The sequence below is a fragment of the Salmonella sp. SG203 genome (assembly GCF_013350575.1).
GTDB classification, from domain to species: domain Bacteria; phylum Pseudomonadota; class Gammaproteobacteria; order Enterobacterales; family Enterobacteriaceae; genus Salmonella; species Salmonella enterica.
On sequence record NZ_SNMT01000002.1, the window covers coordinates 128,503 to 140,246 of the forward strand.

The window sequence follows — 11,744 nt, forward strand, 5'->3', positions numbered from 1 at the left end:
CGATTTAACACACCATTTACATCAAATTTGATTGCAGAGGGATACTATTTTTCTCCAGGTTGCACTCTCTCACATTTTTTGCGGTTGCACCTTTTAAAAGTGTTAACTACCGCAGAGAAAATAAATCCAGATGGTTTTCCCCGTCAGACTCCCACTTTCTTTTTTTAACAATTTATTCATTTTTAAGCTTGCAACGCAGGTCACATTTAACGCGGTTGCACAAAGTTGCAACATAGTGGATATTTTCCGCTAACTATTGGTTAGCAGACAGAGCGAATAACAGGAGTAGAGGGTATGGGAACCACCACGATGGGGGTTAAGCTGGACGACGCCACGCGCGAACGGATCAAAATGGCCGCGTCGCGTATCGATCGCACGCCGCACTGGTTAATAAAACAGGCAATCTTTAGCTATCTGGACAAGCTGGAAAATAGCGATACGCTACCGGAGCTACCTGCGCTGTTTGCCGGCGCGGCAAATGAAAGCGAGGAGCCGGTCGCGCCGCAGGATGAGCCGCATCAGCCCTTTCTGGAGTTTGCCGAACAGATTCTTCCCCAATCCGTCTCTCGCGCCGCCATCACCGCCGCCTGGCGCCGCCCGGAAACCGATGCGGTGTCAATGCTAATGGAACAGGCGCGCCTGTCGCCGCCTGTCGCTGAGCAGGCGCATAAACTGGCGTATCAACTGGCGGAGAAATTGCGCAATCAAAAATCCGCCAGCGGTCGCGCGGGTATGGTACAAGGCCTGTTGCAGGAGTTTTCCCTCTCTTCGCAAGAAGGCGTAGCGCTGATGTGTCTGGCGGAAGCGCTGCTGCGTATTCCCGACAAAGCTACGCGCGATGCGTTAATTCGCGACAAAATCAGTAATGGCAACTGGCAGTCGCATATTGGCCGTAGCCCGTCGCTGTTTGTAAATGCCGCCACATGGGGGCTGCTCTTTACCGGCCGGCTGGTCTCAACGCATAACGAAGCCAATCTTTCGCGCTCGCTGAACCGCATTATCGGCAAGAGCGGCGAGCCGTTAATCCGCAAAGGCGTCGACATGGCGATGCGTTTAATGGGCGAGCAGTTCGTGACTGGCGAAACCATTGCTCAGGCGCTGGCGAATGCCCGAAAACTGGAAGAGAAAGGGTTCCGCTATTCTTACGATATGCTGGGCGAAGCCGCGTTAACCGCCGCCGATGCGCAGGCTTATATGGTCTCTTACCAGCAGGCGATTCATGCCATCGGCAAAGCGTCTAACGGTCGCGGTATTTACGAAGGGCCAGGCATCTCAATTAAGCTGTCCGCCCTGCATCCACGCTATAGTCGTGCACAATACGATCGGGTAATGGAGGAGCTTTATCCGCGCCTGAAATCCCTGACGCTGCTGGCGCGCCAGTATGATATCGGTCTCAATATCGACGCCGAAGAGGCGGATCGTCTGGAGATCTCGCTCGATCTGCTGGAAAAACTCTGCTTCGAACCCGAACTCGCAGGCTGGAACGGCATTGGCTTTGTGATCCAGGCTTACCAAAAACGCTGTCCACTGGTCATTGATTATTTAGTCGATCTGGCCTCCCGTAGCCGCCGTCGGCTGATGATTCGTCTGGTGAAAGGCGCCTACTGGGATAGCGAGATCAAACGCGCGCAAATGGAAGGGCTGGAGGGCTATCCGGTTTATACCCGCAAAGTGTATACCGATGTCTCTTATCTGGCCTGCGCGAAAAAACTGCTCGCCGTACCTAATCTGATCTACCCGCAGTTCGCGACCCATAACGCCCACACACTGGCGGCGATTTATCATCTGGCCGGGCAAAATTACTATCCGGGTCAGTACGAATTCCAGTGCCTGCACGGCATGGGAGAACCGCTGTATGAACAGGTCACCGGTAAAGTGGCGGACGGAAAACTTAACCGTCCCTGCCGTATTTACGCGCCGGTGGGAACACACGAAACCCTGCTGGCCTATCTGGTACGACGCCTGCTGGAAAACGGCGCCAACACCTCTTTTGTCAACCGTATCGCCGATGCCACCCTACCGCTCGATGAACTGGTGGCGGACCCGGTCGAGGCCGTGGAAAAACTGGCGCAGCAGGAAGGTCAGGCTGGCATACCGCATCCGAAAATTCCGCTGCCGCGCGATCTGTACGGCGAAGGTCGGATAAACTCCGCCGGACTTGATTTAGCGAATGAACATCGCCTCGCCTCGCTTTCTTCTGCCCTGTTAAGCAACGCCATGCAGAAATGGCAGGCAAAACCTGTGCTGGAACAACCGGTGGCCGACGGTGAGATGACGCCGGTTATCAACCCGGCGGAACCGAAAGATATTGTCGGCTGGGGACGCGAAGCGACAGAAAGCGAGGTTGAACAGGCATTGCAAAACGCGGTCAATCAGGCGCCGGTTTGGTTTGCGACGCCGCCGCAAGAACGCGCCGCCATTTTGCAGCGGGCGGCGGTATTGATGGAAGACCAAATGCAGCAGTTGATTGGCCTGTTGGTGCGCGAAGCGGGGAAAACGTTCAGCAACGCCATTGCCGAAGTGCGCGAAGCGGTAGACTTCCTCCATTATTATGCCGGCCAAGTGCGTGACGATTTCGATAACGAAACGCATCGCCCGTTAGGGCCGGTGGTCTGCATCAGTCCGTGGAACTTCCCGCTGGCCATTTTCACCGGCCAAATCGCCGCCGCGCTGGCGGCAGGTAACAGCGTTCTGGCGAAACCGGCAGAGCAGACATCGCTGATTGCCGCCCAGGGCATTGCCATTTTGCTGGAAGCGGGCGTACCGCCGGGCGTCGTGCAACTGTTGCCGGGACGGGGAGAAACCGTCGGCGCCCAGCTTACCGCCGATGCGCGTGTACGCGGCGTGATGTTTACCGGCTCCACGGAGGTCGCGACGTTGTTGCAGCGCAACATCGCCACGCGTCTTGACGCCCAGGGCCGCCCTATTCCGTTGATTGCGGAAACCGGCGGTATGAACGCTATGATTGTCGACTCTTCCGCGCTCACCGAGCAGGTGGTCGTGGATGTGCTGGCTTCCGCTTTCGACAGCGCCGGACAACGCTGTTCCGCGCTCCGCGTGCTGTGTTTGCAGGACGATATCGCCGAACATACGCTGAAAATGTTACGCGGCGCGATGGCGGAGTGTCGGATGGGGAATCCAGGCCGTCTGACGACCGATATCGGGCCGGTGATCGATAGCGAGGCCAAAGCCAACATTGAACGTCACATCCAGACGATGCGCGCCAAAGGCCGCCCGGTTTTCCAGGCCGCACGTGAAAACAGCGATGATGCGCAGGAATGGCAGACCGGTACGTTTGTTATGCCCACGCTTATTGAGCTGGAAAACTTCGCAGAACTGGAAAAAGAGGTCTTCGGGCCCGTGCTGCACGTCGTGCGTTATAACCGTAACCAACTGGCGGAGCTTATCGAACAGATTAACGCTTCCGGCTACGGGCTAACGCTGGGCGTACATACCCGTATTGATGAAACCATTGCGCAAGTCACCGGTTCCGCCCATGTCGGCAACCTGTACGTTAACCGTAATATGGTGGGCGCGGTCGTCGGCGTCCAGCCGTTTGGCGGCGAAGGCCTGTCCGGCACCGGGCCAAAAGCGGGAGGACCGCTCTATCTCTACCGCCTGCTGGCACACCGCCCGCCCAATGCGCTCAATACGACGCTGACTCGTCAGGATGCGCGTTACCCGGTGGATGCGCAGCTTAAAACCACGCTACTCGCGCCGTTGACCGCTCTGACGCAATGGGCGGCGGATCGCCCGGCGCTACAGACGCTCTGCCGACAATTCGCCGATCTGGCGCAGGCCGGCACGCAGCGCCTGCTACCGGGACCGACCGGCGAGCGCAATACCTGGACGCTGTTGCCGCGTGAACGGGTATTATGCCTGGCTGATGACGAACAGGACGCGTTGACGCAGCTTGCCGCCGTTCTCGCCGTCGGCAGTCAGGCGCTATGGTCAGACGACGCCTTCCACCGCGATCTGGCGAAACGTCTCCCCGCCGCCGTTGCGGCGCGTGTCCAGTTTGCGAAAGCGGAAACGCTGATGGCGCAGCCGTTTGACGCGGTGATTTTCCACGGCGACTCCGACAAGCTGCGAACCGTGTGCGAAGCCGTCGCCGCCCGCGAAGGCGCGATAGTGTCGGTACAGGGGTTCGCCCGCGGCGAAAGCAATATACTGCTGGAACGGCTCTATATTGAACGTTCGCTGAGCGTAAACACTGCCGCCGCTGGCGGTAATGCCAGCCTGATGACAATTGGCTAATACTGTGGTTAATTAAGGCTCCGTCAATGGAGCCTTTTTACTCGCGTCAGAGGACCGTATGAAACGAATTTTCCTTACCTGCGCGGCGTTGTTGTTCAGCAGTCAGGCGTTGGCCGATGAGTGTGCCAGCGCCAGTACGCAGCTGGAAATGAATCGCTGCGCCGCCGCGCAATACCAGGCGGCAGATAAAAAGCTGAACGAAACCTATCAAAGCGCGCTTAAGCGTGCGCAACCGCCGCAGCGCGAGCTGTTGCAAAAAGCGCAGGTGGCATGGATTGCCCTGCGGGACGCCGATTGCGCTCTGATTCGTTCAGGTACGGAGGGCGGCAGCGTGCAACCCATGATCGCCAGCCAGTGCCTGACCGATAAAACGAACGAACGCGAAGCGTTTTTAGCCTCGCTGCTGCAATGTGAAGAGGGTGATTTGAGCTGCCCACTGCCGCCAGCCGGTTAACGCACGCGAATCCCTTCAATAATAATGCGCTGAACGCTTTCGACCGTTTGGTTAAAAAAGGCTTCATCGCGAAGCGTCGCGCCGGTTACCGCCTCAACCTGAGGGGCAAAATCGGCGTAATGTTGCGTGGCGGCCCAAATCATGAAGATCAAATGGTGCGGGGAGACGGGCGCCAGTTTCCCGCTGTGCACCCATCCGGCAATCAGCGCGGATTTTTCATCTATCAACGCTTTTAGATCGCCGGTCAGTTCCTCCATTAAGAGCGGCGCGCCCGCCAGCATCTCCATGCAGAAGAGCCGCGACGCCTGCGGATAATCACGCGAAACCTCCAGCTTGAGACGGATATACTCTTTGATGGCCTCCAGAGGGGAAAATTCTGCGCGAAACGCCTTGAGCGGCGCCAGCCAGACATCCAGAATCTGTCGCATTACCGCGACATACAGCGCCTCTTTCGAGGGATAATAATAAAGCAGATTGGTTTTGGAGACGCCTGCCCGCTCGGCGACCTGCTCAAGACGCGCGCCATGAATGCCATACTGGGAAAAAACAGCAAGCGCGGCAGTTAAAATAAGCTGCCGTTTTGCACCGGTGGCCTGCGAGCGTTTCCCGATTTTTTTCTCTGTGCGTTGCGACATGCGCCCTCTCCTTTTTGTCAGGACGCAAGCATACCAAATCCGGCTTATAAACAAAAAAACCGCCGGAAATCCGGCGGCGGTGGCGCATGACGCTTTTTAGCGCGAAACGCTCAGCGTCTTGCTGTTGTGACGCAGGCTAGCTATTACGGTTACTGCTTTTGCCCCCTTTTTTGCCTGCTTCGGATGCACGCTGCGGGTCATTCTTAAAATTGCCCCCGCTGTGCTGACCACCTTTACGACCTGCTTCTGATGCTCTTTCGCGGTCTTCCGCAAAATTACCGGAACCGCCACGATGGTTTGCCATTACTGACCTCCGTCATAGATTAGACATCATATTGCATAGGTAATGAGGAGTATCTCCTCGCGCCGCGTATGAACGATATCATCAGTAACGCCGCGTAACATTAAGCATAGTGAAAAACGTCGTGGTAGGCCGCTTACCGAAATATTCTGCAACATTGGAAGCCGAATACGCAGAATAATAACCATAAGAAATAAATAAGTTATTCTTATATTTGGGAAAATCAAAGCGCTTAAAAATGTATCATTTTGCAACAAAGGTCGCCAAATTAATTATTGTTATAAATCAAAGAAATGGCGCTGAAATTTGCACTCTTCACAGGAGAGCATATCTTTAAATAGACGTAGCGAATCGCTACACACCTGATTAATCTGAGGAGTAGTACAAATGGCAAAGATTCTGGTGCTCTATTATTCCATGTACGGACACATTGAAACCATGGCGCACGCGGTGGCGGAAGGGGCAAAGAAAGTCGACGGCGCAGAGGTCATTATAAAGCGTGTGCCAGAAACAATGCCGCCTGAAATCTTCGCAAAAGCTGGCGGTAAAACGCAAAACGCACCGGTTGCCACCCCACAGGAGCTGGCGGATTACGATGCCATTATTTTTGGTACGCCAACCCGGTTTGGCAATATGTCAGGCCAGATGCGTACCTTCCTGGATCAAACCGGTGGACTGTGGGCATCCGGCGCGCTATACGGCAAGCTCGGCAGCGTGTTCAGTTCTACCGGAACGGGCGGCGGCCAGGAGCAGACCATCACCTCGACCTGGACTACGCTTGCCCATCATGGGATGGTGATTGTCCCGATAGGCTATGCCGCACAGGAACTGTTTGACGTCTCCCAGGTTCGCGGCGGCACGCCTTACGGCGCAACGACTATCGCCGGAGGCGACGGTTCACGTCAACCAAGCCAGGAGGAACTCTCTATCGCTCGCTATCAGGGGGAATACGTCGCCGGTCTGGCAGTCAAACTCAACGGCTAATCTTCAACAGGAGGATTCGAATGCCAACTCAAGAAGCAAAAGCGCACCGCGTCGGCGAATGGGCAAGCCTGCGTAATACGTCGCCGGAAATTGCCGAAGCCATTTTTGAAGTCGCTCACTATGACGAGAAACTGGCAGAAAAAATATGGGAAGAAGGTAGCGATGAGGTGCTGATCAAAGCCTTTGAGAAAACGGACAAAGACTCGCTCTTCTGGGGCGAACAAATCATCGAACGTAAGAATGTATAACACAAACGCCCCCGCCTGCGCGGGGGCATACGGCTATTTTGCGGCAGTGTTCATGACGTTATCGAACTTATCCAGCGGACAGAAGCCGTTCGCATCCACCGGACATCCTTTCAGTTCCAGCGTTACCCTTTGCGCGGGCGATTTGAGCGTTAACGCTTCCGCGTTACGTAACTGCCGGGCGCTCTGGTAGACATACTCGATTTTCATCAAATCCCGGTTAGCGTTGCCGTCATGCCAGCGTTGGAAGACAAGCTGACCGCCAATCGGCGTTCTCTCATACTGGTCATGGAGCTGATAGGGTTTAAAATCCAACGCCGTCAGCAGCGACGCGATATTGGAATCATGCCCCACCAGCACGGTAACCTTCGGCGCGCTAACGCGATCGGCAACCAGCACCTTATCGATATATTTCACCAGCGGCGCAGCGACATTGCGCGCCACCGTGGGTGAGGTAAACAGGCTGTCCTGATAGCCGTTTTTCAGTTTTGACAGCACCTTCCACTGCCGATCGGTGTGGATCCCGCCCCAGGCGACCTGATCCATCGGAAACCCTTCGTAATATTGCAGGGTAAACGCATCCACCAGCGAGTTCCCTACTTTCAGCGGCCCCTGCACGCCAGGCTCTTGCTGATAGTTCGCGCTGAAGGTATCTTTCGCGTCGATTAGCGAACACTGATGCTTCTCTTTGCAGGACGGCGAGTCCTGATAATGCGTTATCTGCTCAAGCAGTTTATAACTCTCATCAAGATGTAGCTGACTACGCGCCTTTTCCATCGCCTGTACGGCCTGTTGCCGGAACGCGGCGGAATCATCGGTAATTACCGGATTGAAGGTAGGGTCCATAGTGCCCATTTTTTCCTGATGATGAACAGGAATATCACAGCCGGGGAAAGCGCCGGTAATGAAAAATTGCGCGGTGGCGACGGTGCGCTGCAAACTATTCGCATAGGCATATACCGTGTCGGGCGCCGGACATTCTCCCGACGGTATCAGCCCCTGCGCGACCAGCCATTCACGTGTGTAGTGTCCCATATAGACTTCCAGCACGCCGCCTTTCGTCGTCAGTTGCCCGCCGGGAACGTCCCACGCCGGCCAGGCGTTCGGCGTCGACTGCGCCAGTACGCTGCCATTATTCGCCAGCGGCGCCCGCAGATTATGGCGGCTCATCATCAGCACCTGTTGTAATTGATAACCCTCCGGCGTTGTCTGCGCCTGTACGGCGGATGACAACAAAACAGCCCCTGCCACAGCAACAGCGAGTAATGATTTTTTCATCCCTATGACCTCTTGTTGTTATCAAATCGTTCTGAGTGTGACAGAAATGGATCATTTTTCCGGGAACGATTTCGCAAAACGGGGGTTTTTCTTACAGTAAACGCGTTAGCGCCGGGAAACCCCGGCGCATATTCAGAACGTTTTTGCCCACCACAGCCGAAGCTTCATGCCCCAATAGCTGGTCCAGCCGCTGGTGGTGAACACAACCCGACCTTGTGAAACCACCACCAGCGTTGGCGTCACGCTGATTTCCCATCCAGCGGATAAGGCGCCGTTAGCATCATTGATGACCGGGAAGTCAACGCCCTTGCGCGCCAGCCAGCGGGCAACCTCAGCGTCATCGCCGGAGCGGAGCGCAACGGTCATGACGTTTTCCCCTTCCGCCGCCAGGCGAGCGACCGCAGGCGTAGTAAAGCGGCATACCCCGCACCAGCTGGCCCAAAAATAGAGCAGTACGGGGCGTTCTTCGCTCAATGTCGCCAGAGTTGTCGACTCTCCCGTCAGCGTACGTAATGGTGTCGCGGCAAACGCCGGAGGCGCCTGCGGCGCGCGCCAGACGTCCATGACCACCATTATCGCGATGAGGAGCGCCAGAAAAACCGCGGCTTCACGCAGCCAACGCCGCAGTTTAGCCGCCATTGGCAGCCGCCAGTTTTTCTTTCACCACCGCTTCCAGCGTATCCCAGGGCACTGCGCCCGGAATCAGCTCGTCGCCAATGATCGTCGCTGGCGTTCCTTGCACGCCGACCAGCCTTGCCAACTGCAAATTAGTGCGTATCGTTTCCATGCTTTTTTCATCCAGCGTCACTGGCGTAGCCCCTGCTTTCTGCTGGGCCTGTTTAATACTGTCATCCGTATGGTAACCGCGCTTTTGCATGAGTTTTTCATGTAGCGCGAGGAACTGTTGCGGATGCTCGCGCCAGGTGGTCAGCGCAATACGCGCCGCCAGTACGGAACTCTCTCCTTTGAATGGCAGCGGTTTAATAATGACCGCAACGTCAGGATATTTCTGCACAATCTTTTCCAGCATCGGATCAAGCTGTTTGCAGTACGGGCAGTTGTAATCCGTAAAGTTCACCAGCGTCAGCTTAGGGTGTTTAGCGCCTATCCGCGGGCTGGCAGGATCGTTAAACAACGCCGCATGGATCAGATTTTCAATCTGCTTTTCCTGATCCGGCGTAAAAGGAGCGGTTTCTTGCGCGATGCTCAGCGTCGAAAACAGCGCCAGCAGTAAAACAATCATGTATTTCATTGGGTTATTCCTTTCGCTTTTTTCAACGTTTGTAATACCGCATCGCGGGTCAGCAAAGTGGGCAGTGCCTCCCCTTCCGGCAAGCCGGGGCCATATACCTGATTAAACGGCACGGCGACCTGGCCGCGCGTTTTCAGAAAATCTGTAATGGCATCGGACGGCAGCGTCCAGTCTCCCCGCAGCGCCACAACATCCGGCTGTTGCAAGGCGGCCTGTACATCCTCTTTTTGCAGGACGTTGTATTTATTCACTTTACAGGTAATACACCAGTCCGCAGTGACATCGACAAATACCCGCTTATGCTGCGCCAGCGCCGACTGGATTGCCTGTTCACTCAACGGTTGCCACTGAACCGTGTCTTGCGCGCTCTTTGACGCAGTGAAGCCGAAATGCGGCAGGAGTAACGTCGCCAGCCAGATAGCCGACCCCAGCATCATCAGACCGAGGATCCTGCGCAGGACATTCATCCAACGTCCGGGGCGCGGTAAACGTAGCGCAAGTCCTGGTCGTAGCGCGACCAGTAGCCACGGCGCGCTCATCCCCAGGCCAAGCGCAAGGAACAGCCCCCACAGCGTCGGCAGCGACGCCGTGAGCGCCACCGCGACCGCCGTGCCCAGAAACGGCGCGCTACAAGGCGTCGCCAGCAGCGTGGCGAATGCCCCCTGCCAGAAATGTCCTGACATACCATTACCGCCGTAAGTGGCCAGTTTCGTGGTCATAGATGAGGGAAGCCTGAACTCAAAAAGCCCGAACAGGCTGGCGCTAAACAACAACATCACCAGCGCCATAAAACCAATAAACCATGCATTCTGGAACTGGACTCCCCAGGCCAGCGCATGGTTTGACAGGCGAAGGAGGGTCATAAACGCCGCCAGCGCCATAAATGACGCAATGATACCGGCGACCGAGGCCAAAAATTGTCGCCTGATGTGAGAGCGGCTTTTTTCCTCTACCAATAAAATAGAGCCAAGTTTCATGCCCAGAACAGGCAGTACGCAGGGCATTAAATTAAGAATCAGTCCGCCGATTAGCGCCATCATTACAACTTGCCAGAAAGGTAGCGCCGCATTGTCCGGCGTTTGCGCTGGCGCAGCGCCAATGGTTTGCGTGCTCTCCTGGGCGATAGCGCCATCGGCTAACACGAGGGTCAGCGATTTGTCGCGCAAATCGAGCGCCTTTTCGCCCCAACTGTCCGTCACCGGCACCGTCGCCTGTAACCTGTCGCCCTCTACGCGCAGGCGAGGCTTCGCAAAATCGACGTCATCTATGGTGTCAAGATAGAGCCCGGGCGATGACCAGCCCGCCGCTCGCGTAGCAGTGACCACCAGTTCTCCCGGGCGATAGCCGACGTCAAGTGAGTCCGTTAGTCCACTGCGGAGCGGAACTTTACCCATCGCCCGCGCATAGTCATGGGCAAAATCGGCATTCTGCACAGTGGGCGTCACGGAAAAGGGGTAATCGGTCAACAGACAAACATTGCTGCAGGTTGATAACGTCAACACGCCGCTCAAGGTCGCGGGCGGCGTACCGCGCACGATCATCGGAAAGGTCACCTCGTCGTGATATCCTTGGGTGGTGATATTCGCCACATCAAAGCGCGAGGGGGTTGGCCAGAACCAGCTTACCTCAGGCATGTCGCCTTTCCAGGCGATAGAGGGTGCCACGCCCCCTTCCCCCGGCGCGCGCCAGTAGGTTTTCCAGCCGTTTTCCAGTTTGACATCCAGTAACAGCCGGGTCTCGCCGTTAGCGGACGTATCGGCACGTAGCCGTATGCTGGCATGGTCGTTATCGGGCGAACGCAGCCAGCCGCTTTCCGCCGCCCAGGAGACGGGCAGCCAAAGCCATAACAGGCAGAACAGTATCCGCCTGAACAAAATCATCATATTTTTTCTCCGTGAATGAGTAATTAACCGTTAGCAATAACCGGTCTGTCATTCACGGAAGACACAAAATCGTAGATGTACCCGTAATGTGGGCGGCGAAATAGCCCGTGGAGGCGAAAACGGCAGGCGCATGACCCGGACAGGCGCCAGTAAGGAAAGCAGTAGACAAAGCGCAAGGATAGCGCCTTCAAAGAGTACCGGAGGCGCCGCCAGCAGCGACTTGGCGCTTAATTCACAGGGAGTGACCGGCGAGCCGTCATCTGTCGAGGAGGGAGCGCTGACCACCGCAGCAGAGGCCGTCGCCTGCATCTGCAAGGCGTGCAGGCCCGCCATGCGTTGCGCGGTACAAACCATTACCACGACACATGCAAGGCAAAGAAACCACCAGCCCATCCGTTGTTGTTTCGCCATTGCGCCCTCACTGTTTAACGCGAGTTATCTTAGCCACTGGCGCG

The 11,744-nt window shown here is 56.1% G+C and carries 11 protein-coding genes; 4 read left to right on the forward strand and 7 right to left on the reverse strand.

Annotation, left to right across the window (positions count from 1 at the left end; all coding sequences use genetic code 11):
• The first annotated feature begins 294 nt into the window (after window positions 1-294).
• Window positions 295-4,257, forward strand: a complete 3,963-nt coding sequence (gene putA / locus HV477_RS03790) for a trifunctional transcriptional regulator/proline dehydrogenase/L-glutamate gamma-semialdehyde dehydrogenase (RefSeq protein WP_023234514.1) — start codon at window positions 295-297, stop codon at window positions 4,255-4,257.
• Window positions 4,258-4,315: 58 nt separating this feature from the next.
• Entirely contained in the window at window positions 4,316-4,711 is a 396-nt protein-coding gene (locus HV477_RS03795; RefSeq protein ID WP_000821064.1) for a lysozyme inhibitor LprI family protein, read from the forward strand.
• On the opposite strand, the gene rutR is transcribed toward HV477_RS03795, so the two are convergent.
• Together rutR and HV477_RS03805 are read right to left on the reverse strand one after the other, a co-directional pair.
• The gene (gene rutR, locus HV477_RS03800; RefSeq protein ID WP_000083128.1) at window positions 4,708-5,346 is read right to left on the reverse strand and encodes an HTH-type transcriptional regulator RutR; all 639 of its coding nucleotides are present in this window, start codon (window positions 5,344-5,346) and stop codon (window positions 4,708-4,710) included. The genes HV477_RS03795 and rutR overlap by 4 nt on opposite strands.
• Before the next feature lie 136 nt (window positions 5,347-5,482).
• Window positions 5,483-5,650, reverse strand: coding sequence for a general stress protein (locus tag HV477_RS03805; protein ID WP_001273663.1), 168 nt, complete (start codon window positions 5,648-5,650; stop codon window positions 5,483-5,485).
• 384 nt (window positions 5,651-6,034) lie between these two features.
• On the opposite strand from HV477_RS03805, the gene wrbA reads away from it, so the two are divergent.
• Both wrbA and HV477_RS03815 read left to right on the forward strand, forming a co-directional pair.
• The gene (gene wrbA, locus HV477_RS03810) at window positions 6,035-6,631 is read left to right on the forward strand and encodes an NAD(P)H:quinone oxidoreductase (protein ID WP_001062898.1); all 597 of its coding nucleotides are present in this window, start codon (window positions 6,035-6,037) and stop codon (window positions 6,629-6,631) included.
• Between the two features lie 20 nt (window positions 6,632-6,651).
• Window positions 6,652-6,879: a YccJ family protein gene (locus HV477_RS03815; RefSeq protein ID WP_001143125.1), complete on the forward strand. Its 228-nt coding sequence runs from the start codon at window positions 6,652-6,654 to the stop codon at window positions 6,877-6,879.
• A 33-nt stretch (window positions 6,880-6,912) separates the two neighbouring features.
• Here the strand turns inward: HV477_RS03815 and agp are convergent, their stop codons facing one another.
• The 5 genes from agp to HV477_RS03840 form a co-directional block, all read right to left on the reverse strand.
• Window positions 6,913-8,154 (reverse strand): bifunctional glucose-1-phosphatase/inositol phosphatase, encoded by a 1,242-nt coding sequence (agp, locus tag HV477_RS03820; protein ID WP_000749201.1) that lies wholly within the window; start codon window positions 8,152-8,154, stop codon window positions 6,913-6,915.
• Between the two features lie 132 nt (window positions 8,155-8,286).
• Entirely contained in the window at window positions 8,287-8,793 is a 507-nt protein-coding gene (locus tag HV477_RS03825; RefSeq protein WP_000729208.1) for a protein disulfide oxidoreductase, read from the reverse strand.
• Window positions 8,783-9,406 carry a DsbA family protein gene (locus tag HV477_RS03830; protein WP_000876690.1) on the reverse strand — a complete coding sequence of 208 codons (624 nt, stop codon included), beginning with the start codon at window positions 9,404-9,406 and terminating at the stop codon, window positions 8,783-8,785. The genes HV477_RS03825 and HV477_RS03830 overlap by 11 nt, the downstream gene beginning before the upstream one ends.
• Window positions 9,403-11,289, reverse strand: coding sequence for a protein-disulfide reductase DsbD (locus HV477_RS03835; protein ID WP_079899158.1), 1,887 nt, complete (start codon window positions 11,287-11,289; stop codon window positions 9,403-9,405). Before HV477_RS03835 ends, HV477_RS03830 begins: the two co-directional genes overlap by 4 nt.
• Window positions 11,290-11,337: 48 nt before the next feature.
• Window positions 11,338-11,700, reverse strand: coding sequence for a copper resistance protein (locus HV477_RS03840; RefSeq protein ID WP_001118902.1), 363 nt, complete (start codon window positions 11,698-11,700; stop codon window positions 11,338-11,340).
• Window positions 11,701-11,744: the final 44 nt, after the last annotated feature.